At 70.6% G+C, this 25905-nt stretch carries 22 protein-coding genes; 13 read left to right on the forward strand and 9 right to left on the reverse strand.

The annotated features are described in order from the left end of the window. Positions 1-49 precede the first annotated feature (49 nt). From leuS to BLT28_RS28230, 5 genes are all read right to left on the reverse strand, one after another. Positions 50-2923, reverse strand: coding sequence for a leucine--tRNA ligase (gene leuS / locus BLT28_RS28210; protein WP_030427854.1), 2874 nt, complete (start codon positions 2921-2923; stop codon positions 50-52). 206 nt (positions 2924-3129) lie between these two features. Next, positions 3130-5478, reverse strand: a complete 2349-nt coding sequence (locus BLT28_RS28215) for a serine hydrolase (protein WP_052406971.1) — start codon at positions 5476-5478, stop codon at positions 3130-3132. Further along, the gene (locus BLT28_RS28220; protein WP_030427856.1) at positions 5478-7157 is read right to left on the reverse strand and encodes a glycoside hydrolase family 3 protein; all 1680 of its coding nucleotides are present in this window, start codon (positions 7155-7157) and stop codon (positions 5478-5480) included. The genes BLT28_RS28215 and BLT28_RS28220 overlap by 1 nt, the downstream gene beginning before the upstream one ends. A 48-nt stretch (positions 7158-7205) precedes the next feature. Beyond that, entirely contained in the window at positions 7206-8294 is a 1089-nt protein-coding gene (locus tag BLT28_RS28225) for an esterase-like activity of phytase family protein (protein WP_030427857.1), read from the reverse strand. 45 nt (positions 8295-8339) lie between these two features. Then, positions 8340-9473: an esterase-like activity of phytase family protein gene (locus BLT28_RS28230; protein WP_030427858.1), complete on the reverse strand. Its 1134-nt coding sequence runs from the start codon at positions 9471-9473 to the stop codon at positions 8340-8342. A gap of 76 nt (positions 9474-9549) precedes the next feature. Between BLT28_RS28230 and BLT28_RS28235 the strand changes: the two genes are divergently transcribed. Further along, entirely contained in the window at positions 9550-9996 is a 447-nt protein-coding gene (locus BLT28_RS28235) for an SdpI family protein (RefSeq protein ID WP_231950466.1), read from the forward strand. On the opposite strand, the gene BLT28_RS28240 is transcribed toward BLT28_RS28235, so the two are convergent. After that, the gene (locus BLT28_RS28240; RefSeq protein ID WP_043810557.1) at positions 9974-11011 is read right to left on the reverse strand and encodes an ADP-ribosylglycohydrolase family protein; all 1038 of its coding nucleotides are present in this window, start codon (positions 11009-11011) and stop codon (positions 9974-9976) included. The genes BLT28_RS28235 and BLT28_RS28240 overlap by 23 nt on opposite strands. After that, positions 11002-11583 (reverse strand): YqgE/AlgH family protein, encoded by a 582-nt coding sequence (locus BLT28_RS28245; RefSeq protein WP_030427861.1) that lies wholly within the window; start codon positions 11581-11583, stop codon positions 11002-11004. The genes BLT28_RS28240 and BLT28_RS28245 overlap by 10 nt, the downstream gene beginning before the upstream one ends. A 106-nt stretch (positions 11584-11689) precedes the next feature. On the opposite strand from BLT28_RS28245, the gene BLT28_RS28250 reads away from it, so the two are divergent. The 3 genes from BLT28_RS28250 to BLT28_RS28260 all read left to right on the forward strand — a co-directional run bounded on the left by BLT28_RS28250 (position 11690) and on the right by BLT28_RS28260 (position 13775). Continuing rightward, positions 11690-13012 carry an MFS transporter gene (locus tag BLT28_RS28250; protein WP_231950468.1) on the forward strand — a complete coding sequence of 441 codons (1323 nt, stop codon included), beginning with the start codon at positions 11690-11692 and terminating at the stop codon, positions 13010-13012. Positions 13013-13107: 95 nt separating this feature from the next. Beyond that, on the forward strand, positions 13108-13500 hold the full coding sequence (locus BLT28_RS28255) for a hypothetical protein (RefSeq protein ID WP_156050608.1): 393 nt from the start codon (positions 13108-13110) through the stop codon (positions 13498-13500). A 98-nt stretch (positions 13501-13598) separates the two neighbouring features. Continuing rightward, on the forward strand, positions 13599-13775 hold the full coding sequence (locus BLT28_RS28260; RefSeq protein WP_156050610.1) for a hypothetical protein: 177 nt from the start codon (positions 13599-13601) through the stop codon (positions 13773-13775). A gap of 5 nt (positions 13776-13780) precedes the next feature. On the opposite strand, the gene BLT28_RS41505 is transcribed toward BLT28_RS28260, so the two are convergent. Continuing rightward, positions 13781-14125: a PASTA domain-containing protein gene (locus tag BLT28_RS41505; protein ID WP_030427865.1), complete on the reverse strand. Its 345-nt coding sequence runs from the start codon at positions 14123-14125 to the stop codon at positions 13781-13783. A 19-nt stretch (positions 14126-14144) separates the two neighbouring features. Then, positions 14145-15641 (reverse strand): CCA tRNA nucleotidyltransferase, encoded by a 1497-nt coding sequence (locus tag BLT28_RS28270; protein WP_081900081.1) that lies wholly within the window; start codon positions 15639-15641, stop codon positions 14145-14147. A gap of 32 nt (positions 15642-15673) precedes the next feature. Here BLT28_RS28270 and BLT28_RS28275 point away from each other — a divergent pair, with 32 nt between their 5' ends. The 9 genes from BLT28_RS28275 (at position 15674) to BLT28_RS28315 (ending at position 25895) form a co-directional block, all read left to right on the forward strand. Continuing rightward, on the forward strand, positions 15674-16183 hold the full coding sequence (locus tag BLT28_RS28275; protein ID WP_030427867.1) for an NUDIX hydrolase: 510 nt from the start codon (positions 15674-15676) through the stop codon (positions 16181-16183). Beyond that, complete coding sequence (locus tag BLT28_RS28280; RefSeq protein ID WP_030427868.1) at positions 16180-18348, forward strand: DUF6049 family protein; 2169 nt, start codon at positions 16180-16182, stop codon at positions 18346-18348. Before BLT28_RS28275 ends, BLT28_RS28280 begins: the two co-directional genes overlap by 4 nt. Continuing rightward, on the forward strand, positions 18348-20006 hold the full coding sequence (gene murJ / locus BLT28_RS28285; RefSeq protein WP_052406972.1) for a murein biosynthesis integral membrane protein MurJ: 1659 nt from the start codon (positions 18348-18350) through the stop codon (positions 20004-20006). The genes BLT28_RS28280 and murJ overlap by 1 nt, the downstream gene beginning before the upstream one ends. A 98-nt stretch (positions 20007-20104) precedes the next feature. After that, positions 20105-21664 (forward strand): protein kinase family protein, encoded by a 1560-nt coding sequence (locus tag BLT28_RS28290; RefSeq protein ID WP_063766524.1) that lies wholly within the window; start codon positions 20105-20107, stop codon positions 21662-21664. Between the two features lie 48 nt (positions 21665-21712). Next, positions 21713-22330 carry an RNA polymerase sigma factor SigM gene (gene sigM / locus BLT28_RS28295; protein ID WP_030427871.1) on the forward strand — a complete coding sequence of 206 codons (618 nt, stop codon included), beginning with the start codon at positions 21713-21715 and terminating at the stop codon, positions 22328-22330. After that, positions 22327-23127, forward strand: coding sequence for a hypothetical protein (locus BLT28_RS28300; RefSeq protein ID WP_030427872.1), 801 nt, complete (start codon positions 22327-22329; stop codon positions 23125-23127). The genes sigM and BLT28_RS28300 overlap by 4 nt, the downstream gene beginning before the upstream one ends. 103 nt (positions 23128-23230) lie before the next feature. After that, positions 23231-24193 (forward strand): thioredoxin-disulfide reductase, encoded by a 963-nt coding sequence (gene trxB, locus BLT28_RS28305; protein ID WP_030427873.1) that lies wholly within the window; start codon positions 23231-23233, stop codon positions 24191-24193. 35 nt (positions 24194-24228) lie between these two features. Continuing rightward, positions 24229-24552 carry a thioredoxin gene (gene trxA / locus BLT28_RS28310; RefSeq protein ID WP_030427874.1) on the forward strand — a complete coding sequence of 108 codons (324 nt, stop codon included), beginning with the start codon at positions 24229-24231 and terminating at the stop codon, positions 24550-24552. 194 nt (positions 24553-24746) lie between these two features. After that, positions 24747-25895, forward strand: coding sequence for an N-acetylmuramoyl-L-alanine amidase (locus BLT28_RS28315; protein WP_030427875.1), 1149 nt, complete (start codon positions 24747-24749; stop codon positions 25893-25895). Positions 25896-25905: the final 10 nt, after the last annotated feature.

The following is a 25905-nucleotide window of genomic DNA, read 5'->3' on the forward strand; positions in this document are numbered from 1 at the left end:
TTACGCACGACGTAACGGATGGCGCATTGGTCACGCGAAGGGCGAAGGGTTACAGCACCACGTTGACCAGGCGGCCCGGGACCACGATCACCTTGCGCGGCTCACCGCCCGCCAGCGCGGCGACGATCTTCTCCTCGGCCAGCGCGGCCGCCTTGACCTGGTCCACACCGGCATCGGCCGGGACGACCACGCGCGAGCGGACCTTGCCGTTGACCTGGATCGGGTACTCCACGCTGTCCTCGACCAGGTACCGCTCCTCGGCGACCGGGAACGGCCCGTGCGCCAGCGACTCCTTCGAGCCCAGCCGCGACCACAGCTCCTCGGCGACGTGCGGGCACAGCGGCGCCAGCATCAGCACCATCGCCTCGGCCACCCGGCGCGGCGTACCGGCCTCGGCGGAGAAGCGCTTGGTGACGTGGTTGTTCAGCTCGATCAGCTTCGCCGCGGCGGTGTTGTTGCGCATGTTCTGGTAGTCCTCGCGGACCCCGGCGATCGCCTTGTGCAGCGCGCGCAGCGTCTCCTCGTCCGGCTCGGCGTCGGTGACGCGCAGCTCGCCCGTCTCCTCGTCGACCAGGTTGCGCCACAGCCGCTGCAGGAACCGCTGCGCGCCGACGACGTCCTTGGTCGCCCAGGGGCGGGACAGCTCCAGCGGTCCCATCGACATCTCGTACAGCCGGAAGGTGTCGGCGCCGTAGTTGTCGCACATCTCGTCCGGCGTGACGACGTTCTTCAGGCTCTTGCCCATCTTGCCGTACTCGCGGTTGACCTCCTGGTCTCCCCAGAAGTACTTGCCGTCGCGCTCGACCACCTCTTCCGCGGGCACGTACGAGCCACGCGAGTCGGTGTAGGCGTAAGCCTGGATGTAGCCCTGGTTGAACAGCTTCCGGAAGGGCTCCTCCGAGCTGACGTGCCCCAGGTCGAACAGCACCTTCTGCCAGAACCGCGAGTACAGCAGGTGCAGCACCGCGTGCTCCACGCCGCCGATGTACAGGTCAACGCCGCCCGGGTCGTTCGCGCCGTGCTTGGCCGGGTCCTTGCCGACCCAGTACTGCTCGGCGCCCGGGTCGCACAGCGTCTCCTCGTTGTACGGGTCGATGTAGCGCAGCTGGTACCAGCAGGAGCCGGCCCAGTTCGGCATCGTGTTGATGTCGCGGCGGTAGCGCTTCCTGCCCTCGCCCAGGTCCAGCTCGACCTCGACCCAGTCGGTCGCCCGGCCCAGCGGCGCGAACGGCTCGCTCTCCGCGTCCTCGGGGTCGAAGGTCTTCGGCGAGTAGTCGTCGACCTCGGGCAGTTCGACCGGCAGCATGCTCTCCGGCAGCGCGCGCGGCACGCCGTCCTCGCCGTAGACGATCGGGAACGGCTCGCCCCAGTAGCGCTGCCGCGAGAACAGCCAGTCGCGCAGCTTGTACTGGACGGTGCCCTCGCCGACCCCGCGCTCCTCCAGCCACGCGATGATCCGCTGCTTGGCCTCGTCGACCTCCAGTCCGTCCAGGCTGATGCTTTTTTCGTGGCTCGAGTTGATCGCGGGCCCGTCACCGGTGAACGCCTTGCCGTCGAAGCCCTCCGACGGCTGGACCGTGCGGATGATGGGCAGCCCGAACGCCTCGGCGAAGTCCCAGTCGCGCGCGTCCTGGCCGGGCACCGCCATGATCGCGCCGGTGCCGTAGCCGCTCAGCACGTAGTCGGCGACGAAGACCGGGATCTTGGCCCCGTTGACCGGGTTCTCCGCGTGGACGCCGACGAAGACACCGGTCTTGTCCTTGTTCTCCTGCCGCTCCAGCTCCGACTTCATCGAGGCGGCGCGGCGGTAGGCGGCGATGGCCTCGGCCGGGGTCGCAGCCCCTCCGGTCCACCGGCTGTCCACATCGGACGGCCACGCGTCCGGCAGCAGCGCGTCCACCAGCGGGTGCTCCGGCGCCAGCACCATGTAGGTCGCGCCGAACAGGGTGTCCGGGCGGGTGGTGAAGACCTCGATGGAGTGCTCGCCCGCGGCGAAGCTGACCCGCGCGCCCTGGGAGCGGCCGATCCAGTTGCGCTGCATGGCCTTGACCTTCTCCGGCCAGTCCAGCCGGTCCAGGTCGTCCACCAGGCGGTCGGAGTAGGCGGTGATCCGCATCATCCACTGGCGCAGGTTGCGGCGGAACACCGGGAAGTTGCCGCGCTCGCTGCGGCCGTCCGCGGTGACCTCCTCGTTGGCCAGCACCGTGCCCAGGCCGGGGCACCAGTTCACCGGCGCCTCGGACAGGTAGGCCAGCCGGAAGGAGTTCAGCTCGCGCTGCCGGTCCGACGCGCTCAGCTCGGCCCACGGGCGACCGTCGGCGGTGGCGCGCTCACCCGCGGCGAACTCCGCCTCCAGCTCGGCGATCGGCCGGGCCCTGTTGACGCGGGTGTCGAACCAGGAGTTGTAGATCTGCAGGAAGATCCACTGGGTCCACCGGTAGTAGCCGGGGTCGATGGTGGAGATCCGCCGCCGGTCGTCGTGGCCCAGCCCCAGCCTGCGGATCTGCCGCAGGTAGGTCTCGATGTTGGCCTCGGTGGTCTTGCGCGGGTGCTGCCCGGTCTGCACCGCGTACTGCTCCGCGGGCAGGCCGAACGCGTCGAAGCCCATGGTGTGCAGGACGTTGCGGCCGTTCATCCGGTGGAAGCGGGCGAACACGTCGGTGCCGATGAAGCCCAGCGGGTGGCCGACGTGCAGCCCGGCCCCGGAGGGGTAGGGGAACATGTCCTGGACGAACAGCTTCTCGCGGCCCGCGGCGGCGTCCGGGTCGGCCAGGGAACCCGAGGGGTTCGGCGCGCGGAAGGTCCCCTCGTCCTCCCAACGGTCCTGCCAGCGCCGCTCGATCTGGCCGGCCAGCGCGGCGGTGTACCGGTGGACGGGTACCGCGTCCTGCGTGCCGCTCTCGGGAGCTGCCTCGGTGCTCATCGTCGTTCCCTTTCCTTCCCCGGGTGCGGGCGTCCCCGCGCGAACACTTCTGGCCCCAGCAACAACAAACCCCCCAGCCCAGGAAGGGCATGAGGGGTTGCCGCGCGGACCGTTCCGACGGTCAGCGCGGCTGGCTAAGGAGCAGAAAACCAGTGCTCACACGTTCAGAGTACCCCGTGCGTCCAACCCGGTTCCCGCCCCTCCCGCTACGTCGTGCTCGGTGCGAACCCGGAAGAGATCAGCTTCGCCTCGTCGGCGGGCTTCCCGTCGACGAGGATCGCGTCCACGTACACGCCCCGCCCCTGCACTTCCGCGTTGTTCGTTTGCCGCCACCGCACAAGCACGGCGGCCGCGGGCAGAGTGGTGGACGCCCGCGCCCACGAGCGCCCCAGGAAACCCGAAACGGTGCCGGGCGAGGACCACGCGCCGTCCCCGTCGCGCAAGGAGAACGGCAAAGGTTGCCACGTGGTCCCGCCGTCCGCGGAGGTCTCCAACGCGAACACGTCCCCGGGCTCGGTGTCCGCCCACAAGCCGAACTCGATCGCCGCCCCACCCTTGACGGCAGCTGTCAAGGTCGAGGTCGGCGCGGTGGCGAGCCACGAGGTGGGCCCGGAGAACGGCCGGACGGGAACAGACCGGGCGACGGCGTCCGCGACGGCTTGGCGCCGGGGGTTCACGGACGGGCCGGAGGACGTGGGGTGCACGCGATTGGTCATCAGGATCAGGATCGAGCGCGTGACCGGATCGATGACCAGCGACGTTCCGGTGAAGCCGGTGTGGCCCACGGTGGACGGCGTCGCCATCGCCCCCATGAACGAGTGCTTGTAGACGTCGAGCCCGAGCCCTCGGTCAGCGCCCGCGAACGCGGCGTTCCAGTTCGTGGTCATCGCGCGGACGCTCTCCGGGGACAGCACCCGCGCCGAGCCGTAGCGACCGCCGTTGAGCAGCATCTGCGCGAACACGGCGAGATCGGCGGCAGTGCTGAAAACGCCCGCGTGCCCGGCGGTCCCGCCGAGGTACCAGGACGTCGAGTCGTGCACGACGCCCCAGATCAGCCCGCGCGCCGTCGTCACCTGGGTCGGCGCGATCCGGCCGCGCAGCGACTCCGGCGGGTTGTACAGGGTGTCGCGCAGGCGAAGCGGCTCGGTGATCCCTTCCGCGACCAGCTCCGGCAGCGTGCGACCGGACACCCGCTCCAGCACCTTGCCGACGATGATCAGGCTCAGGTCGGAGTACTCGTAGCGGGTTCCCGGCGCCGCGCGCAGGCCGACGCGGTAGATCGCGGCGAGCCGTTCCGGGATCGTCGGGTACGAGCCGACCGCGAGCCCGGCGGGCAGGCCGGAGGTGTGCGTCAGCACGTGCCGCAGCGTCACGGTCCCCTTGCCGTTGACGGCGAATTCCGGCAGGTAGCGGGCGATCGGCGCGTCCAGGTCGACGCGCCCGCGCTCCGCGAACTGCATCGCGACGACACTGGTGAACAGCTTGGAGATCGACGCGACGTCGAAGATCGTGTCCGGCCGCATCGGCAGCCGGGGAGCCGGTGGCAGCTCGCCGTTCTCGTCGTGCCGGAGCGCATCCCCGAACGCCGAGTGCTCGAAGATCACGCCGTCGCGCGCGCCGAGCACGACGCCGCCCGGGTACGGCCCGCCCGCTGCGATCGGAGCGAGCGGAGGCACCGCGGCCGTGCCCCTGCGCAGCACCTGGTTCGCGCTGCCCCAAGGGGAACGCGGCCGTGGCAGCACGAGTTCACCGAGCACGGGAAGGTGGTCGGACACCGGGCTCACCAGCACGTCCATCGACCGGAACCGCACGGGCGAGGACGCGGTGATGTAGTCGATGCGGCGGTCCGGCGGGTCGACGGGATACGTGAGCCCGCCGGAGCGCCCGCGCGCCGCGAGCCACCCGTCGCTCAACTCTGTCCACAGTGGACCAAGTTCGGGCGCCTCGGGCCCCGCGTTGAAGTCGCCGACGAGAATCCTCGGCGCACCACGGTCCTGGCCGAGCACCCTCAACGTGTCCGCGACCTGCGTCCGCCGCACGGACGGATCGCCGCGGTAGTCCAGGTGCGTGGTGTAGACGTGGGTCCGCACGCCGCGGACGTCGATCACGATCTCCGGGAAGCCCGGCATCAGCTCGGGAACCGGGTTGCTGCTCTGCGTGGACAACCGCGTGATCTTGTGGTTCTCCGCGGACAGGATCGGGAAGCGGCTCAGCAGCGCGACGCCGAACTGACGCCGCGGTTTGCCCGGCTCCAGCGGATCGAGGTCGTAGATCGGCGCGAAGAACACGTGCATCCCCAGCGCGGACGCGAGCGCAGAAGCCTGGTCGGCCCAGTCGCTGCGCGCCGACCAGTGCACGTCGACCTCTTGCAGTCCAACGACATCGGCCTTCGTCGCACGGATGGTCTGCGCGACCCGGGTGAGGTCGAGCCGGTTGTCCACGCCGATGCCGGTGTGGATGTTGAACGACAACACGCGCACCCCGGCCGGGGACGCGACCGCGGACGCCCCGGTGAGCAGAAGCGCCGCGATGACGAGGAGAACGAGGCGGCGCATCAGATCCTCCAGGTCAACCCGTGGCCGAACGCGAAGTGACCGGGAACGGTCACCGGGAGCTTGCCGCGCGGGCTCACCTCGCCGTACACGACGCGCACCGCCGCCTCCAAGGCCGGACGCGCGTACGAGTAGGTCGCCAAGTAGGTCCCCGTCAGCGACGCGGCTTCGTAGGGCTCGCGAACGCCGATCACGACGACCCGTTTTCCTGTCCCCTGCAAGGCTTTGACCAGCTGTTGCTGCTCGGCCGACGCGTTGTTGGTGATCACCACGTTGAGGTCGGTCGCCACCGCGACAGCGGCATCGATCTGCGCCTGCGTCGGCTTCGCCCCGGTCGGCAGGACGGTCGTGGCCGCGCCTCGGCGCGTCAGGGACTGGGCGAGCTTGGCCGGAGCCGGTTCTGCCGTCGTTCCCCAGCCGGTGACCAGGTCCTTCGCGGGCTTGTCCGCCAAGGGCAACGCGGAGTTCCGCAGCACCGTCACGCCGCGGTCGGCGACGTCCTGCGCGGCGCGGAGGCTCGACGGCACGCCCACGACCGGGTTGGGGTCGACGTAGCGGTTGGCGAACAGCCCGCGCTGGCGCTTGAGCTTCAGGATGCGGCGCACGGACTCGTCGATCCGCGCCTCCGTCAGCTCCCCGTCGCGCACCGCCTTGAGCACGGCGTTGTACGCGAGGTCGATGTTCGGCGGCTTGAGCAGCTGGTCCACGCCCGCCTTCAGCGCGAGCACCGGAACCCGCGCGTCGCCGTACTTCTGCCGCACCCCGGCCATGCCGAGGGAGTCGGTGACCACCACGCCGCGGAAGCCGAGCTTCTCCCGAAGCAGGCCGGTGATGATCGGCTTGGACAGCGTCGCCGGATCGCCGGAGGGATCGAGCGCGGGCACCACCAGGTGGCCGGTCATGATCGAGTCGATCCCGCTGCCGATGGCCGCGCGGAACGGGGGAGCGTCCAGCCGTTCCCACTGCTCGCGGCTGTGGTTGATCACCGGGATGCCGGTGTGGCTGTCCACGTTGGTGTCGCCGTGGCCGGGGAAGTGCTTGGCCGTCGCGACCACGCCGCCCCGCTGGTAGCCCTCCACCTGGGCGGCGGTCAACCGCGCGGCGAGCCCGGGGTCCTCGGCGAAGGACCGCGCGCCGATCACCGGGTTGAGCGGGTTGACGTTGACGTCGGCGTCCGGCGCGTAGTTCTGGTTGATGCCCATCGCCCGCAGCTCACCTCCGGCGATGCGCCCTGCCTCGTGCGCGAGCGCGGGGGAGCGCGTCGCGCCGAGCGCCATGCTGCCGGGGAACTGCGTCGCGGGTTCGCCGACGCGGTAGACCACGCCGTGCTCCTGGTCGGTGCTGATCAGCAACGGCAGCCGGGAGGCGGCCTGCAGCCCGTTGGACAGGCCCGCGGTCTGCGCGGGGGTGGCGGTGTTGCCGGCCCACGCGAAGTAGATGACGCCGCCGAGGTGGTACTTCTCGATCAGCTGCTTGGCGTTGTCGACGCCGAGTTCCTTGCGGTTGGCCGCCACGTGCGCCGGATCGGTCGTGTCGGCGGTCGCGCCGTAGGCGTAGGTGACGAAGAGCTGGCCGACCTTCTCTTCGAGGCTCATCCGCGACTCCTCGGTCGCCGACGCCGGAGTGGCGACGGCGACCGAGAGCGCGGCGACGAGGCCGATCAGGTGAAGCCTTTTCGCCATGGAGACTCTCCCGGTGAGTTGCTGACAACTCCGGGAGGGACGCTACGGCTACCGCAGCGCGAGCGCGATCACCTGAGTGGCCTCCTCCCGCGTGAAGTTGTCGTCCCCCACCAGCACCAACGAACGTTCCCCCGTGGCGAGCGGTGGTCCCCAGGTCATGCCCTCGATGTTGAACACCGCCTTCAGCGGCAGCTCGGCCAGGTCCAGCACCAGCCGCTTGTGCACGGGCTTGACCTGCTCCTTCGCCAGGGAGTCCACGTTCTTCACATCGGTGGCGCCCGCGATGGAGATCTCGTACACCCGCGCCTTGTAGCCCGGTCCCGGCACGTAGGTCCGCTCCAGCACGAGGTAGCGGGACGGGTCCGCGGGGTGGGCGAGGATCGCCGCGACACCCGTGTCGGCGTGCCACGGGCTGCTCGGGTCGGACTCCGCGTAGAGCGGTTCCTGCTTGTAGGCGAACTGCGCGAGCACCGCTCCGCCGCGCGAGTGCAGGGTGATCCGGGACAGCGCTCCCGACTTGGTGGTCGGCACCGGGCCGTCCTCCAGCAGCGGCCCCTCCATCGCGCTGGTCAGCACCGCACCGCGACGGCTGAAAGTGATCGCTTCGAGCACCAGGTTCTGCCGCGGTCCGCGCTCGGCCGTGACCTGGTAGTTCGACGGGAGCGGCAGGTCACCCGCGTGCGCCCCGCCCCGCTCGGCCCGCTGAATGGTGGGCTGGATCGTCGGGTTCGCGCGGTTGCCCTCCTGGCTTATCCAGTACTGACCGGTCCACGGGTCGACCCGGATCTCCTCGGGATCGATCGCGTTCAGCGGGTAGGTCGAGCCGTCCGGGCGCAGCAGCGGCCGGGTGCCGGTGAAGCGCACCGAGCGCAGCGCGGTCCGGTCCAGCTCGATCCGGGCCCGGTAGAACCGCGCGGGCTGGAGGTAGGACCGGTCGTCGCTGATCAGCACGTACTCGCCGGACCTGGCGTCGTAGTCCACGCCGGAGAGCCCGCCGACCGAGGTGCCCTGGAAGTCGAGCTTGAACGGGACGACCTGCTCGCCGAGGAACCGCACACCCGGCGCGGCCGTGGCGACCGCGGGGGAGAGCAGGGCGGCCAGCAACGCGAACGCGGCGGCCAGTGATCGAGTTCTCATGATCTCGACCGAACTGACCGCCGCGTCGCGACGCAGCTACCCGGTTCAGCGAACCGCCAGGGCAATCACCTGAGTCACCTGGTTCTTCGCGAAGTTGTCGTCGCTGACCAGCACGAGGGTCCGCTCACCGGTGGGCAGGCGCGGCCCCCAGCTCATCCCCTCCACGTTGTCCACAGTGGACAGCTTCAGCGAGGCGAGGTCGACCAGCAGCCGCTTGCGCACCGGCTTGACCTGCTTCTCGTCCTTCAGCGAGCCGACCCGCTTCACGTCGGTGGCGCCGGAGGTGTCCGCCTCGTAGATGCGGATGCTGTTCGCCGGGGACGCACCCGTGGCGAAGGAGCGCTCCATGACCAGGAACTTCGTCGGGTCGTACTGGTTGACCGCGAGGATCGCGTCGACGCCGTTGACGAAGAAGCCGCCAGCCGGGTTCGGCGCGGCGTGCACCTTGTCCAGCGGGTAGGCGAACTGCGAGAGCACCCGCCCGGCGAAGCGGTCCTGGACGGTGATCCTGGCCAGCGCGCCCTCGGTCAGCGTGGGCTCAGGACCGTCCTGGAACAGCGGCCCCTCCATGGAGCTGACGACCAGCGCACCGCCCGCGGCGAAGGTCAGGCCCTCCAGCACGGCGTTGCGACGCGGGCCGACCTCGGCCGCGGACATCTTCAGGTTCGGGGCCAGCGGGAGCTGACGGACGAACCGCCCTTCCTTGCCGACCGCGCCCAGCGTCGGGTCGACGAGCACCGGCTTCTCGCCGACGATGCGATCTCCCTCACTGGACCACCAGTAGTCGCCGGTCCACGGGTCGATCCGGATGTCCTCCGGATCGGTCGCCCCCGCGGGGTCCTTGCCGTACGCCGGGTAGGTCGACCCGTCGGGGCGGAGGAACGGCTTGGTCCCGGTCAGCTCGAAGCCGCGCAGCCCGTCCTCGGTGATGTCGATCTTGGCCGTGTAGAACCGCGCCGGCTGCCGATCCGACCTGTCGTCGCTGATCAGAACGTACGAGCCGGTCTTGGGGTCGTAGTCGATGCCGGAGAGCCCACCGACCGTGGTGCCCTGGTAGTCCTGGGCGAACGGGACGATGTGCTCACCGAGCAGCCGCACCCCGGCGGGGCGGGCGGTGGCGGGAGCCGCCGAGGCGAGAAGGAGCGCGGTGACGGCTACCGGGAGAAGACGTCGCAGCATGGCGTTGAGCACACCTCGATCGAATGACGGGAAGGTTGTGGAGAGGTGAGGGCAGGGCGACACCTACCCTCATAGGGTGACGAACGCTGCTGGGATCGACGCACCCGCCCCCTTCATCGTGCAGACCGCGCTGGGCGCGGTGCTCATCGTGGCGGGACTGGCCGTCGCGGTGATCGGCGCGCTCGGGTTGCTCGGCAGGCTGCCGCGCAACCGCTTCGCCGGGGTCCGCACCGAGGCGAGCATGCGGGACGACGACACCTTCCGCGCCGCCAACCGGGTCGCCGGCCTGCCGTTCCTGGCCGCCGGTGTCGTCGCCGCCGGGGCGGGCGGGATCGCCATCGCCACCCAGGACGCCCTGGCCACGGTGATCATCATGGTGATCGGTGTCGTCGGGCTGTTCGGGATGATGATGGCCGGTGGCGCCCTGGGCAACCAGGCCGCGGCCGCGGTGCCGAAGAAGCCCGCGGGCGGTTGCGGCGGGTGCTGCGGCGGTGGCTGCGCTAAGGCTCTGCTGGGCGGCTGAGCAGCCGGTACGCCTCGTCCGCGAGGCCGCGGACGACCTCGCCGAGCTCGACCCCCGCCTGCCAGCGCGGCGGGATCGCCCCGACGCCGTCGCGGGCGCCGAGCAGGTTCCCGCAGATCGCCCCGGTCGAGTCCGAGTCGCCGGAGTGGTTGACCGACAGCAGCAGCGCGTCCTCGAAGTCCTTGCCGACGAGCGCACAGCACACCGAGATCGCCAACGCCTCCTCGCCGACCCAGCCACCGCCGAGGGACTCCAGCGCCTCCGGCGTCGGCCTGCCCAGCGCCGCGAGCTGGCGGGCCTTGGTCAGCGCGTTCAGCGTCTCCTCGTGCCTGGGGTGCTTGCGCAGCTCCGCCGTGGCGCTGTCGAGCGCGGTCTCCAGGTCCGCCCCGCGCAGCAGCAGGCTCGTCATCGCGGAGAGCACGCCCGCGGACAGGTAGCCCGACGGATGTCCGTGGGTGAGCGCGGCGATCGCCGCCCCCAGCCAGAACGAGTCGCTGACGTAGGCGCTGAAGATGCCCGCGGGCGCCGCGCGCATGACCCCGCCGCAGCCCTTGGAGTCGTTGATCGGGTCCGTGGTGGTGCCGACCTTGCCGTAGGCACTGGCGCGGAGCGCGGTCAGACAGGTGTTCCCGGGCGCGCGCTGACTGTGCAGCGCCTCCACGTGCACCAGGCTGCCCTGCGGAGTTGGCTCGACGTCCTTGAGCGACCGCCCTGCTTCCTCCCACGGGATGCCCTGGGTGTGCAGCCAGCGCAGATACGCGCGCAGAACCGCTGGAACCGGATTGTTCGCACGGTCGGAGAGCAGCAGCCCTTCGAGCGTGAACAGCGTCATCTGGGTGTCGTCGGTGATCGCACCGCTGTCGATGCCATAGCAGGCGTCGAAGTCCCGCGAGCCCTGCTCGCCGTATCGGGCGCGGATGTCGCGCAGCGACATGAACTCCACCGGAGCGCCGAGCGCGTCCCCGACTGCTCCGCCGAGCAGGCAGCCCAGCAGGCGGTCCTTGGTCAGTTGCACTTGACGTCCTCCGGGTAGGTGGCCAGCAGCGACAACGGCATGCCCTGTCGACGCAGCACCCTGCCCCACAGATCCGCCCCGGGCGGGTTGAGCACGTCATCGGGGAGCGCGGGCACGACGAACCAGTCGTCCCGCTCGATCTCCTCGTCCAGCTGCCCGGAGCTCCAGCCGGAGTACCCGGCGAACACCCGCAGGCCGCGCACCCTCGGCACCAGCTCCTCGGGTTCGGTGTCCAGGTCGACCAGTGCCACCGGTCCGCTCACCTTGATCAGCCCGTCCAGCGCCGCGACGTCCTCGCCCGCCCGTAACGCCGCCAGGCACAGCGCCGTCTTCTGCTCGACAGGTCCGCCGACGAAGATCGCTTGCGGTTTGCTGGCGTGGTCACCCCAGGTGGGCAGCACGTCGTGCACGGCGATCTCGCTCGGCCGGTTCAGCACGACACCGAGGGTGCCCTCGTCCCGGTGGTCGATGACGTAGACGACCGTCCGGCGGAAATTGGGATCGACCAGGCTGGGTGTGGCGACGAGAAGCGTGCCCGGCTCGACCTCTACCTCGGCTTGCACACCGACCATGATCCCACTCACGTTCCCGGGGCCCGACAACCGCGCCGGAAAGCCGCGTTCCCCTGAACGGGCCGGAGGCTCGTGCCAGGTCCGCCCGGCCCCGTACCCTCGACCCGTGACGACCGCCACGGGGGACCCGGCCGCAGCGGAAGCCTCGAAGAAGCCGCCCCGGCTCGGCCTGCGCAGGCTCCTCGGCACCCCCGGGTACGCCAGGTTGTTGATCACCCGCTTCCTCGCCCACTGGGGCGACGGCGTGTTCCAGGCCGGTATCGGCGGCGCCGTGCTGTTCAACCCGGAGCGCGAGGCCGATCCGCTGGCCATCGCCGCGGGCTTCGCCGTGATCCTGCTGCCGTACTCGCTGGTCGGCCCGTTCGCGGGCGCGCTGCTCGACCGGTGGGACCGACGCCAGGTGCTGCTCGTGGCGAACCTCCTGCGCGGCGCGCTCATCCTGCTGGTCGCCGTCGCGGTCGGCACCGGTGTCGCCGGGCTGCCCCTGTACGCGAGCGCCCTGCTGGTGATGGGCGTGAGCCGGTTCGTGGGAGCCGGGCTGTCCGCGTCGTTGCCGCACACCATGGACGAGAAGCACCTCGTCGAGGCGAACGCGATCCTCGCCACCGGTGGTGCCGCCATGGCCGCTGTCGGCGGTGGCTGCGCGTTCGCTCTGCGCTCGGTCTTCGGCGGTGACGACTTCGGCTCCGCCTGGGTGACCGCGTGCGCCGTGATCGGCTCCGTGCTCGCCGCCCTCGCAGCCTCCGGCTTCGCCAAGGGCTCGCTCGGCCCCGACGAGCGCGACGAGCCCGCGAAGGCCGTCACCGCGATCGCGCACGGCCTGATCGACAGCGGCAAGGTCGCCGCGAGGACGCGCAGCGTCGCCACCGGCTTCGCCGCACTGGTCGCGCACCGCATCGGCTTCGGCACGTCGATGCTGCTCGGCCTGCTGCTGATGCGCTTCGCCTTCACCGACGTCGGCTGGCTCAAGGCCGGGATCGCCGGAGTCGGAGAGGCTCTGGCCGCCGGGGCGACCGGCCTGGTGCTCGCCGCCTTCATCACCGCGCCCGCTGTGCACCGCTTCGGCAGGAAGGCCACCGTCTGCGGCGCGCTGTTCGTCTCCGCCGCCGCGCAGCTCGGGCTCGGTCTGATCATGACGCTGCCCAGCATCCTCGGCGCCGTGCTCGTCGTGGCCTGCTGCAGCCAGATGATCAAGCTCTGCGTGGACTCCGCGGTGCAGCACGACGTCGGCGACGAGGCGCGGGGGAGGGTGTTCGCGCTCTACGACGCGCTGTTCAACCTGACCTTCGTCAGCGCGATCACCGTGACCGCGCTGCTCGTGGCCCCCGACGGCAGGTCTCCCGAGCTGATGGCGGCGGGCGCCTGCGCCTACCTCCTCGGCCTCGCCGCCTACCTGCTCATCGACCGCCGCGCGAACAGCAAGCAGTAGCTCTTTCGGATTTCGCGCGACCATGAAGCCGATACCCGAGAATGTGATAACGCGATTATCTTCGTTTTGTCATTTTTCTCGAACAGGGGACTTCTGTGCTCAAGAAAGCAGCAAGCGCGGCGCTCATCGCTCTCGCCCTCGCAGCGACCGCGTCCGTGCCGGTCCAAGCCGCTCCCGCATCGGCTGAATCGGCCAGGATGGCGGGTTTCACCCTCCTCGGGGAGGCGAAGGGCTTCGGTCGCACCGTCCGGTTGTGGAGGAACGACGGCAACGATCTCTATCACGCCCAATTGCTCAACGGAGTCAAGGGTGACCAGCTGAGCGTTTCAGCATGCCACCGCACCCCCACCGGCTCCACCAAGTGCGTCGCCGACACGAAGTACAGCAATGGTGAGCCCGACCTGAACACCAGCGAGATGTGGGGCCCCCACGATCAGTACTCGACCCTCTTCATCGTCGGAGTGGGAAGCGTCGTGGCCAACAACTGATCCCTGAGCTGTGTTCGGGCAGCCGAACGGTGCCGGGGTTCGGCACGACCGTGCCGAACCTCTGGCCCCGCTCCTGTCCTTCCGTTCTGATCGCACTCATGCTGACGATCACGGAGACAGCTGCCCCGACGATCCCGACCACCGAAGGCGACACGGACGAGGTGATCCGCGTGGGCTACGGCCGATGCCGGGCGTGCCGCTGCAACAACTTCTCCGGCCTCAGCTCGTGGTGCAGCCACATCGGCTGCGCGCACCACTTCTCCGCCCACGAGTAGGGCGTCTAGTCGTCCTTCTTCTTGGACTTCAGCAGGACCTTGGTCGTCTTCGGGACCACCGCGCCCGCCGCGGGTTCCTGAGTCACGACGACCCAGTTCCTGTCGTTGATCAACAGGCGCTTGCGGCCGGTCGCGTCCTCCTCGGCGAGGTTGCGCAGACCGGCCGCCTGCATCGTGTCCTGCGCCTTCTGGTGCTCCATGCCGACCACGTTCGGCACCGTGACGCTGCCCGCCTCCACCTGCACCTTCGAGGTGGGGGAAACAGGTGCGGGCACAACGGGTGGCGGCGCCGACTGACATCCGGACAACACGATGACGGACAGCGCGACGACCACGGGCTTCCTGATCACACGACCCCCTCGGTCGGCCTCAGGAACCCCCGTCGCCCAGCCCCTTCTCCCTGGCCCACGCCTTCAGTTCGGCCTCGGCCTCGTCCCGGCTGAGCGGCCCCCGGTCGAGGCGCAGCTCCTTGAGGTGCTGCCAAGCCTGGCCCACCAGCGGGCCGGGGGACAGCCCCAACAGGCGCATGATCTCGTTGCCGTCGAGGTCCGGCCGGACCCGGTTGAGGTCCTCCTCGGCGGCGATCCTGGCGATCCGCTCCTCAAGACCGTCGTAGGTCCGCTGCAGCGCGCCCGCCTTGCGGCGGTTGCGGGTGGTGCAGTCGGCGCGCACGAGCTTGTGCAGCCGGGAGAGCAGGTGCCCCGCGTCGGTGACATAGCGGCGGACCGCGGAATCGGTCCACTCACCCCGGCCGTAGCCGTGGAAGCGCAAATGCAGATAGACCAGCTGCGCGACGTCCTCGACGATTTCCTTGGAGTACTTCAGCGCGCGCAGCCGCTTGCGCGCCATTTTCGCGCCAACCACCTCGTGGTGGTGGAAGCTCACCCCGCCGCCGGACTCGAAACGCCTGGTCGCGGGCTTGCCGATGTCGTGGAGCAGCGCGGCGAGGCGCAGCACCAGATCCGGCCCGTCCTCTTCCAGGTCAATCGCTTGATCAAGAACAACCAGCGAGTGGTGGTAGACGTCCTTGTGCTGATGGTGTTCATCGATCTCCAACCGCATCGCGGGGACTTCTGGCAACACGTGGTCGGCGAGACCCGTGTCCACCAGCAGTTCCACGCCCCTGCGCGCGTGCGTCCCGCAGAGCAGCTTCGACAGCTCCGCCTGCACGCGCTCAGCGGTGATGCGGTTGATCTCCTCGGCCATCCCGCGCATCGCCTCGACCACCCGCGGCGCGACGTCGAAGCCGAGCTGGGCGACGAAGCGGGCGGCGCGCAGCATGCGCAGCGGGTCGTCGGCGAAGGACTCGTTCGGCGGCGCCGGGGTGTCCAGCACCTTCCCGGCCAGCGCCTCGCGGCCGCCGTGCAGGTCGACGAAGCGGTGCGAGGGCAGCTCGACGGCCATCGCGTTGACGGTGAAGTCGCGCCGCAGCAGGTCGCCGTCGATGGTGTCGCCGAAGACCACCTCGGGGTTGCGGCTCACCCGATCGTAGGTATCGGCGCGGAAGGTGGTGATCTCCAGCGTGCTGCCGTCCTTGACCACCCCGAGGGTGCCGAAGGCGATGCCGGTGTCCCACACCGCGTCGGCCCAGCCGGCGACGACGCGCTGCACCTGCTCGGGACGGGCGTCGGTGGTGAAGTCCAGGTCGTTGCCCGCCCGGCCGAGCAGCAGGTCGCGCACGCTGCCGCCGACGAGGAACAGTCGGTGACCTGCCGCGACGAAGCGCTCGGCGAGCTCGTCGGCGACCGGGGCTATCCGAAGCGGTTCCACGGGGGCATCCTGCTCGGTGGCTGCGGAGGGGGCTGCTGGTCCGGACACGAGAAGCGAGCATATGGCAGTCCACCCGCTCGCTTCGCGGCTCGTCATGGCCGCGCGGCCCCGCCACTACCATCGCCGGTATGCCTTCCCCTTCCGGCCGTTCCGGCGGTACCAAGCCGGGGCGTCGGAACCGACGGACTCCGAGACGGCCGCTGCGGACCGTCGACGAGGTCTCGGCGGGCGGACTCGTGCTGGACCGACAGCGGGCCAACGCCGCGCTCATCGGCAGACTCGACCGCAGGGGGCGGCTGCTCTGGTCGCTGCCCAAGGGCCACATCGAGGCCGGGGAGACCGCCGAGCAGGCCGCGGTGCGCGAGGTCACCGAGGAGACCGGCATCCGGGGCAGGATCCTGATGCCGCTGGGCACGATCGACTACTGGTTCGTCGCCGATGACCGGCGAGTGCACAAGACCGTGCACCACTTCCTGCTGGAAGCGGTGGGCGGAGAGCTATCCGACGAGGACGTGGAGGTCACCGAGGTGGCGTGGGTGCCGCTGGGTGAGCTGGACGCGCAGCTCGCGTACGTCGACGAGCGCCGACTGGTGCGCCGGGCGGCCGAGCTGCTGGGTGATGGTCAGGAGTCGGCGTGAAACGCCTGTTCGCGGCCCTGGGAGTGGCCGTTTTCCTATTCGGTGTGACGCCGCTGGCGCAGGCGCAGCGCGGCGACAACAGCGCCGAGGTGCCCAAGCACGGCAGGCTCGACCTCGACGCGGTCACGCCGAGGGTGGTGACCGCCGAGACCACCGAGATCAGGGTCACCGGAAGGCTGACCAACATCAGCGACCGCAAGGTGAGCCGGATCGAGGCGCGCGTCCAGGTGGGCCAGGCGCTGGCCGGTGACGACAAGGCGCACGCCGCGCTGACCGGCACGGTCGCCACCGACCAGCCCTCGCGCTGGTCCAAGGTGGCCGACGCGCTCGACCCCGGCCAGAGCGCCCGGGTGGACTTCACCGTGCCGCTGGACGTGCTGCGGATCACCGCGCCCGGCGTGTACCCGATGCTGATCAACTTCAACGGCTACCCGGAGTACGGCGGCCAGGCCCGGATCGCGGAGAACCGGATGCTGCTGCCGGTGCTCGGCACCCCGGGCGGTGCCGCGGCGCCCCCGCCGTCGCCCGCCACGATCACGATGATCTGGCCGATCCTGGACAAGCCGCACCTGCTGCCGGTGTTCGAAGCCCGCCAGGACAGGCGCAGGGTGCTGCGCGACGACGAGCTGGCCAAGGCGCTGCAGCCGGGCGGGCGGCTGTCCAACCTGGTCGAGGCGGTCGAGGAGGCCGCGCCGAAGGGCTCCCAGGTCGGCAACTCGCTGTGCTTCGCCATCGACCCCGACCTGATCGACACCGTGACCGCGATGACGGCGAACTACGCCGTGCGCAGCGGGGAGCAGATCGTCGACCGCTCGCCGTCGGCCGCCGCGAAGCAGTGGCTGGACCGGCTCAGGGAGGTCGTGCAGGGCCGGTGCGTGCTCACCCTGCCCTTCGCCGACGTGGATCTGGTCGCGCTGTCCAGGGCCGGGCTGACCGACCTGGAGAAGCTGGCCAGGGAGAAGGACTCCATCGTCACCGAGGCGCTGAGCGCGGCGCCGCTGCAGCACGTGGCCTGGCCCGCCGACGGCGTGCTGGACGCCAGGGCGCTCGCCGACCTGGACGAGACCGTCGTGGTGATGGACCAGCGCGGGCTCCAGCAGTCCCCGCCCGCCCACCAGCCGGTCCGGGTGACCGCGGCCAAGGAGGGCGTGCAGACCGGCCCCGGCGTGCTGATCGCCGATCCGATCGTGAACACCGCCTTCGAGCGGGCGGGCCAGAGCGGGTCGCTGCGCCTGCAGAACGCGCTCGCCGCGATCGCCTACCGGGCCGGGGTCGTCGGCAAGACCGGCGGCAGCGTGCTGGTGACCCCGCCGAGGCAGTGGACCGAGTCGGCGGAGGAGCTGACCGCACTGCTGCGCGCGACCGGCCAGCTCCTCGAGGGGGAGCGGCTGGCGAAGCCGAAGCGGCTCACCGACCTGGCCGCGGTGTTCAACCCTGGCCGCACGGTGCCGCTGAACTACCCGCCGCCCGGCGGGGCGCGGGAGATCTCGCCGGAGCTGACCAACAAGGTGCTCGACGCCCGCAACACGGTCCGCGACATGCTCAACTACATGGAGGAGGACCCGGCGCGCAAGATCCGCCCGAGCGCGCTCACCGACCCCCTCCAGCTGGGCCTGCTGCGCGCGATGTCCTCGGCGTGGCGCACCGACCCGATCGGCGGCGAGGCGGCCAACGCCGAGGTCCTGGAGCAGGTCGCCGCGCTCACCGGTCAGGTCGACGTGGTGGAACCGCCGACCTCCTACGCGCTGGCGTCCTCGTCCAGCCCGTTGCCGCTGACCCTGCTCAACAGGCTGCCGGTGGCGGTGACGGTCCGGCTGAACTTCTCCGACACCCCGGGGCTGCGCACCGAACCGCAGGTGGAGAAGCTGGCCCCCGGCGGCGGCCGTCAGATCAAGGTCAACGCCGAGGTGAGCCGGTCCGGCCAGTTCACCGTCAACGCCTGGCTGACAACGCCGAAGGGCAGCCTGCACCTCGGTCAGCCCAAGCGGCTCACCCTGCGCTCGGCGGCCTATGGCAGCGTCACCCTCGGCATCACCCTCACCGCCGGGCTGCTGATGGTCGGGATGATGGGCATGCGCGTCTACAAGCGGTTGCGCTACGGCCCGACGATGAAGAAGCCGGTCGAGGACATGAACGAGCGACTCCCGCAACCGGAAGGCACCTGATGACCGCCAGCACGACCGGCGCGAACGGTCCGGCACCCGCCCCGGCGAAGGCCGAACCGTCGCTGGCCAAGACCAGCGGTTCGATGGCGATCGCCACCCTGGTCAGCCGGATCACCGGGTTCGGGTCGCGGGCCATGCTGCTGTGGATCATCGGCTCCGGTGTCGTCACCGACTCCTACAACGCGGCGCTGACCGTCCCGCTGCAGATCTACGAGCTGCTGCTGGGCGGCGTGCTCACCAGCATCCTGGTGCCGCTGCTGGTGCGCGCGCAGAAGGACGACGCGGACGGCGGCCTCGCCTACACCCAGCGGCTGCTGACCATGGGCCCGGTGCTCGCGGCGGGCGCCGCGATCGTGGCCGTCGCCTGCGCGCCGCTGCTGACCCGGATCTACGTCGACGGTTCGACCAACCGCGCCAACCCGGAGCTGGCGACGGCGTTCGCCTACCTGTTGCTCCCGGAGATCGTCTTCTTCGCGATCGGCGCGCTGTTCATGGCCGTGCTCAACGCGCGCGGGGTGTTCGGGCCGACCGCGTGGGCGCCGGTGATGAACAACGTGGTCGTCGTGCTCACGCTCGGTGTCTACGCGCTGCTGCCGGGGGAGCTGACCCTGGACCCGGTGCGGATGACCGACGCGCACATCCTCGTGCTGGGCCTGGGAACCACGCTCGGCATCGCGGTGCAGGCGTTCGTGATGCTCCCGGCGATGCGCCGGGCCGGGGTGCGGTTCCGCTGGCGCTGGGGCTGGGACAAGCGGCTGAGCGAGTTCGCCGGGCTGGCGGGCTGGACCTCGCTGTACGCGATCTTCGGCATCGTCGGCATCGTGGTGAACACCCGCGTCGCCACCGCCGCCGACAACGGCGCGCTGACCCAGTACAGCCTCGCGTGGCAGCTCTTCCAGCTGCCGTACGGCATCCTCGGCGTCTCGCTGCTGACCGCGATCATGCCGAGGATGAGCCGCAACGCGGCGGACGGCAACATCAAGGCCGTCGTCGGCGACCTGGGCCTCGGCACCCGGCTGATGGCGCTGATGCTCGTCCCGGTGAGCGGGGCGCTGACCGTCATCGGCAGTGATATCGGCGTCTCGATCTTCGCGCTGGGCAAGACCAGCTACGAGCAGGCGTACAGCCTGGGCAGCACCCTCGCCGTGTCCGCGTTCGGCCTGCTGCCGTACGCGGTGAACCTGCTGCAGATGCGCGTCTTCCAGGCGATGAAGGACGCCCGCACCCCCGCGCTGATCATGATGATCATGATGGCGTTCAAGATCCCGGCCATCCTGCTGTGCCCCAAGCTGCTCGAACCGGACGACGTGGTGCTCGGTCTCGCCGTGATCAACTCGGCGACCTTCGTCCTCGGCTGGGTCATCGGCGACATCTGGCTGCGCATCCGGATCGGCAGGCTGGAGACGGGCAAGACGTTGCGCAGCGTCGCGCTCGCGGTGTTCGCGACGACCATCGGCGGCGCGATCATGTTCAGCGCGTCGGTGCTCGTCGACTGGATCGTTCCGGTGGGCTCGTCGGACTACTGGTACTCCTTCGTGTCCCTCATCACAGCGGGACCGCTCGGCCTGATCGCGACGTTCGCAGTCCTTGCCGCGCTGGACATCGAGGAACTGCGGCCCGCGCTCAACCGGATCGGCCGAATCGTTCGCCGCAAGTGAACCGCGCTTTTCCCGTACCCTGAGTGACGACTGAGCGGGCCGCGCACGCAGGGGCGACGGCCGTCCTTGACGGCGCGCGGCAAGAGGGAGAGTGCGGGGTGACTGGCACGCCGTCCGAGCACAAGGCACCGCGTCGGGAGGCGGCAGGGGCCCTGGTTCCCGGTGCCGCGATCGCGGGTGGCCGGTACCGGCTGCTCACGCACATCGGCTCCGACAACCGGGTGCCCGCGCAGTTCTGGCGCGGCCGGGACAACTCGCTCGGCCGGGACGTCGCGCTCACGCTGCTCGTGGGTGATCCCCGCGATCCGGACAGCGCCTCCCGCGCCCGGCGCACCCTCGAACGCTCCATGCACCAGGCGGGCTTCACCCACTCCGGCGTGGCCCGCGTGATCGACGTGCTGTGGCAGGGCAACGGCCTGGACCCGGCGGAGGGCCTCTACGGCATCGTCGTCGCCGAGTGGACCCAGGGCACCGACCTGATCGACCTCGTCGCCGAAGGGCCGCTGCCCGCGGGCACCGCCTCGAAGCTGCTCGAACCGCTGGCCGCGGCCGTCGAGGCCGCGCACCACATCGGGCTCGTGCTCGGCACCGACCACCCGCTGCGGCTGCGCGTGACCGCCGACGGCAAGCTCCGCCTGGCCTTCCCCGGCCCTCACCCGGAGGCCGACGCCCGCCAGGATGTCCGCGGCCTCGGCGCCGCGCTCTACCTCCTGCTGACCGGTCGCTGGGCGCTGCACGAGGGCACCAACGGCCTGCCGATGGCTCCCACGGGCCCGGACGGCACCGTGGTCTCGCCGCAGACCCTGCGCCCCACGCTCCCGCACGAGATCTCCACCGTGGCGGTCCGGAGCCTGGTGGACACCAGCATCGGCGGACTGCGCACCGGCGCTGCGATCCTGCGCGTGCTGGAGCAAACCGCGGCCGACGAGGCCGAGGCCGCCGCGATCAAGGCGGAGGAGGAGCGGCTGGCCGCCGAGCGGGCCGAGTCCGCCGACGAGATCGCCAAGAACAAGCGCGGCCGCAAGCGCAAGCTGGCGCTGAGCTTCACCGCACTGGCCGCCGCGACGGTCGGGGTCTTCGCCTGGCTGGCATTCCAGGTGGTCGGGATGTTCCAGCAGCAGCCCAGCCACTCGGGCCCCACCGTGGCGTTCAGCCAGCCGCCGACGCCGAACCCGCAGCCGGGCACCCCGCCGCCCCCGGCCAACCCGCCGAAGGCGGGCGACCCCGCGTCGGTCGCGTCGGTGAGCGTCTACAACGTCTCGGGCGAGCCGGACAACGTGAACCGGATCAAGCGGGTCATCGACGGCGATCCGCGGTCGAGCTGGAAGACGATGACCTACCGGCAGCCGTTCCCGGCGCCGAAGCCGGGCGTCGGCGTGATGGTCACCTTCGAGGAGGCCGTGAAGCTGGCCAAGGTGGTCGTGGACTCGCCGAGCGACGGCACCACCGTCGAGGTGCGCAGCGCCAACTCCGACGACGCCAGGCTCGAGGACACCAAGGTGATCGGCTCGGGCACGCTCGCCTCCGGGGACACCGAGATCCAGCTGAACCCCGAGGGCAGCACCAAGTACGTGCTGCTCTGGATCACCGGACTGGCCGGCAGCGAGGGCCGCAACGTCTCCGAGCTCTCCGAGCTGACCTTCCTCCGAGCGGAGTAACACCCGGCAGGGTGAACGCCGTTTCACGTGGAACGTTATTCTCGCCGCGTGACAGCCGCTGCCAGTTCGGACGGTGCTCTCATAGCGGCACACGCCGCGGGCGATCCCCACGCGTTCACCGAGTTGGTGCGCAGGCATCGGGATCGGTTGTGGGCGGTAGCCCTGCGCACCCTCCGCGATCCGGAAGAGGCGGCCGACGCGCTCCAGGAGGCGTTCATCTCCGCCTTCCGCGCCGCCGGCTCGTTCCGCGCCGAGTCCCAGGTGACCACCTGGCTGCACCGGATCGTCGTGAACGCCTGCCTAGACCGGATCCGCCGCCGCCAGGCCAGACCCACGGTGCCCCTGCCGGAGGCGGGCCCGGGGGAGCCCGCGGTCAGCAGGGACGCGATGGCCGACCGGGAGACCTCGCTGGCCGTGCAGTCGGCACTGGCGGAGCTCCCGGCGGAACAGCGCTCGGCCATCGTGCTGGTCGACGTCGAGGGCTACTCGGTCGCCGAGACGGCGAAGATCCTGGGCATCGCGGAGGGCACGGTCAAGAGCCGATGCGCCCGCGGCCGGGCGAAGCTGGCCAAAGTACTGGGGCACCTACGGAACCCCGACGTGGGTGCCGACGTCTCACATGATGCTGGGGCCAGGCAGGCACGGCGCCATGGGGAGGGAAGATGACCGGCAACGAGCGGCGTTCACGGACGCCGGATGGACCGCCGTGGTCCGTTGACCTCCTTGCTGACCTGCACGCGGGCGTTCTCGACGTCGACATCGCGGCCGAACTGCGGCCCCGGGTGGAACGGGATCCGGAGGCCAGGGCGGTGCTCGCCGCGCTGGACGCCACGACCGCCGATCTCGCGGCGCTGCCTCCGGTGGCCATGCCCCCGGAGGTCTCCGCCCGCATCGAGGCGGCGATCCAGCAGGAGGTCCGCGCCGCCATGGCGAACGTCGGCCTCCAGGTGCCCGAGCCCGGCTCGGCTCAGCGCGGCAACGTGGTCTCGCTCGACGAGGCCCGGCGCAGGCGCAGGAAGCAGCTCGGCTGGGGCGGCGGCGTGCTCGCCGCGGCTGCGGCCGTCTTCGGCATCGCGGTGATGACGCTTCCCGGCAACACGACCGTCGGCACGCCACAGGCGCAGCCCGGTGCGAGCCCGAGTTCTTCGGCACCAGGGCCAGGGGACGGGTCCCTGACGCTGAAGGACTCCGACCTCGCCACGGTTCCGCCCGGCTTGGTCGGGGGCGGCGACCTCGGCCCGCTCAGCGACAAGGCGCGGCTGACCGCCTGTCTGCAGGCCAACGGGTACCCGGCCACCACGCAGTTGCTCGGCGCCCGTCAGGTGACGCTGGACGGCAAGCAGGGCGTGCTGCTGATGATGGGGGACCCCACCCTTCCCGGGCGCCAGCGGTTGCTGGTCGTGGGACCGAACTGCGCCGCGGGCAACCCGGACAAGATCGCCGAGAGGACCGTAGGGCGCTAGCTCCGTCGCCGTTCACTGTGACGTGAACGGCGGCGGGAACACCCCCACCTAGGATCGCGTTGAGCCCGAGTACCGGGAGATCAGCAAGACGCGGAGGCCCTAGGTGAGTGCAGACGTCCGAAACCTGATCATCGTGGGTTCCGGCCCGGCCGGATACACCGCGGCCGTGTACGCGGCACGCGCCCAGCTGGACCCGCTGGTGTTCGAGGGCAGCCAGTTCGGTGGCGCGCTGATGACCACCACCGAGGTGGAGAACTACCCCGGCTTCCGCGACGGCATCATGGGCCCGGACCTGATGGAGCAGATGCGCGCCCAGGCCGAACGCTTCGGCGCGGAGCTGCGTGCCGAGGACGTCGAGGAGATGGACCTGGCCGGCGAGGTCAAGACGGTCCTGGCCAACGGCGTGCGCTACCAGGCCCGCGCCGTGATCCTCGCGATGGGCGCGGCAGCGCGCTACCTGCACGTTCCCGGGGAGCAGGCGCTGCTCGGGCACGGTGTGTCCGCGTGCGCGACCTGCGACGGGTTCTTCTTCCGGGACCAGGACATCGCGGTGGTCGGCGGCGGTGACTCGGCGATGGAGGAGGCCACCTTCCTGACCCGCTTCGCCAAGTCGGTGACGATCATCCACCGGCGCGACGAGTTCCGCGCCTCGCGGATCATGCTGGAGCGCGCCAGGTCCAACGAGAAGATCAAGTGGCTCACCAACGCGGCCGTCACCGAGGTGCTCGGGGAGAGCAGCGTGACCGGCGTGCGGGTCACCGACACGGTGACCGGCGCGGAGTCCCTGCTGCCGGTGACCGGCCTGTTCGTGGCGATCGGGCACGACCCGCGCAGCGAGCTGGTCCGCGGTCAGGTGGACACCGACGCCGACGGCTACGTCGACGTGCGGCACCCGAGCACCGCCACCAAGATCGACGGCGTCTTCGCCTGCGGCGACCTCGTCGACCACACCTACCGGCAGGCGATCACCGCGGCGGGCTCCGGCTGCTCGGCCGCCATCGACGCGGAGCGCTGGCTCGCTGAGCACGCCCCCGCCGAGGAAGCCGTTCCCGCGGCCGCGAACTGACCACCAGACCCCGCAGCGACTACCCAGGAGAGAACATGGCGAACACCGTGACCGTCACCGACGCGACCTTCAAGGACGAGGTCCTCAACAGCAGCAAGCCGGTGCTGGTGGACTTCTGGGCGACCTGGTGCGGGCCGTGCAAGATGGTCGCCCCGGTGCTGGAGGAGATCGCCGCGGAGAACGCGGAGAAGCTCACCGTCGCCAAGCTCGACATCGACGCCAACGCGGGCATCGCGCGGGACTACCAGATCATGTCCGTGCCGACGTTGATCCTGTTCAAGGACGGCCAGCCGGTGCAGAAGATCGTCGGTGCCAAGCCGAAGGCCGCGCTGCTCAAGGAGATCACCGACCACATCTGAGGTCGGCAGCTGATGCCGTCGTGCAACCCCGGCCCACCCGCAGCCGTCTTAGATGGGTGGGCCGGGGTTCGCCTGTCGTGGGCGTCCGGCCACTCCCTGTAGCCCGAAGAAGGCCGCGTCGAGTAGCAGGGCACAATATGGCTTTCACGATCCGCGCCGCGACTCTCGGCGCCTGAAATACAAGCGAGGGGTGCATGCTGCTGCTCCGCCGCGGTGACGATGGTCCAGCCGTTGCCGAGATCCGAGCCACCCTCGTCACACTGAATCTGCTGCCTCCGGCGAACGGCTCCGGTCGGCCTGACGTCTTCGACGGAGCGGTCGAGCACGCGGTGCGCACCTTCCAGCAGCAGCGCGGGCTGATCACCGACGGCATCGTCGGCCCCGCCACCTACCGCAGCCTCTGCGACGCCCGGTGGCGCCTCGGCGACCGCAATCTGGCCTACCTGGTGTCCAACCCGATGTGCGGTGACGACGTCTACGCGCTCCAGGAGCGGATGCTGGAGCTCGGCTACAACGCGGGCCGCGCCGACGGCGTCTTCGGCAGCCAGACCGAGCACGCGCTGCGCAACTTCCAGCGCGACTACGGCCTGGTCGTGGACGGCATGTGCGGTCCGGGCACACTGCGCGCCCTGCGCCAACTGTCCCCGCGCGCCCGTGGCGGCCGTCAGGTCTTCCTGCGCGAACAGGAGAACCTGCGCAACTCCGGCCCCCGGCTCAGCGGCAAGCGCATCGTCATCGACCCGGGCCACGGCGGCCAGGACCGCGGCGTTGTCGTCGCCGGGGTCGCTGAGGCCGACCTGGTCTGGGACCTCGCCCGCAGGCTCGAGGGCCGCATGGTCGCCACCGGTATGGAGGCGCTGCTCTCCCGTGGTGAGCAGGTGTGCCCAGCCGAGGCCGACCGCGCCCAGTTCGCCAACAAGGCGGGTGCCGACCTGTTCCTGTCGTTGCACACCGACGCGAACCGGTCCCCGCTGGCCGAGGGCGTGTCGACCTACCACTTCGGCACCGGCCAGGGCACCACGTCGTCCACGGTGGGGGAGGCGCTGGCCGGGCTCATCCAGCGCGAGCTCACCGCGCGGACCGGCCTGCTGGACTGCAACACCCACCCCAAGACGTGGGAGACGCTGCGGCTGACCCGCTGCCCCGCGGTGCGCGTCGAGGTGGGCTACCTGACCAACGAGAACGACCGCCGTCGCCTGCTCGACCCGGCGTTCCGCGACATCGTGGCCGAGGGCATCCTCGTCGCGGTGAAGCGGCTCTACCTGCTCGGTGAGAACGACCAGCCGACCGGCACGTTCACCTTCAAGGACCTGCTCCAGTACGAGCTGGCCAAGGCCGACTGAGCCCCAGGAA

The organism is Allokutzneria albata (assembly GCF_900103775.1).
Taxonomy (GTDB): domain Bacteria; phylum Actinomycetota; class Actinomycetes; order Mycobacteriales; family Pseudonocardiaceae; genus Allokutzneria; species Allokutzneria albata.

What these genes read in the sequence shown, in the direction of transcription:
- murJ (WP_052406972.1), top strand. Translation starts at nt 18,348, where the DNA reads ATGACCGCCAGCACGACCGGCGCGAACGGTCCGGCACCCGCCCCGGCG.
- BLT28_RS28230 (WP_030427858.1), bottom strand. Translation starts at nt 9,473, where the DNA reads ATGCTGCGACGTCTTCTCCCGGTAGCCGTCACCGCGCTCCTTCTCGCC.
- BLT28_RS28270 (WP_081900081.1), bottom strand. Translation starts at nt 15,641, where the DNA reads ATGACGAGCCGCGAAGCGAGCGGGTGGACTGCCATATGCTCGCTTCTC.
- BLT28_RS28315 (WP_030427875.1), top strand. Translation starts at nt 24,747, where the DNA reads ATGCTGCTGCTCCGCCGCGGTGACGATGGTCCAGCCGTTGCCGAGATC.
- trxA (WP_030427874.1), top strand. Translation starts at nt 24,229, where the DNA reads ATGGCGAACACCGTGACCGTCACCGACGCGACCTTCAAGGACGAGGTC.
- BLT28_RS28215 (WP_052406971.1), bottom strand. Translation starts at nt 5,478, where the DNA reads ATGCGCCGCCTCGTTCTCCTCGTCATCGCGGCGCTTCTGCTCACCGGG.
- leuS (WP_030427854.1), bottom strand. Translation starts at nt 2,923, where the DNA reads ATGAGCACCGAGGCAGCTCCCGAGAGCGGCACGCAGGACGCGGTACCC.
- BLT28_RS28220 (WP_030427856.1), bottom strand. Translation starts at nt 7,157, where the DNA reads ATGGCGAAAAGGCTTCACCTGATCGGCCTCGTCGCCGCGCTCTCGGTC.
- BLT28_RS28225 (WP_030427857.1), bottom strand. Translation starts at nt 8,294, where the DNA reads ATGAGAACTCGATCACTGGCCGCCGCGTTCGCGTTGCTGGCCGCCCTG.
- BLT28_RS28260 (WP_156050610.1), top strand. Translation starts at nt 13,599, where the DNA reads ATGCTGACGATCACGGAGACAGCTGCCCCGACGATCCCGACCACCGAA.
- BLT28_RS28245 (WP_030427861.1), bottom strand. Translation starts at nt 11,583, where the DNA reads ATGGTCGGTGTGCAAGCCGAGGTAGAGGTCGAGCCGGGCACGCTTCTC.
- BLT28_RS28300 (WP_030427872.1), top strand. Translation starts at nt 22,327, where the DNA reads ATGACCGGCAACGAGCGGCGTTCACGGACGCCGGATGGACCGCCGTGG.
- BLT28_RS28275 (WP_030427867.1), top strand. Translation starts at nt 15,674, where the DNA reads ATGCCTTCCCCTTCCGGCCGTTCCGGCGGTACCAAGCCGGGGCGTCGG.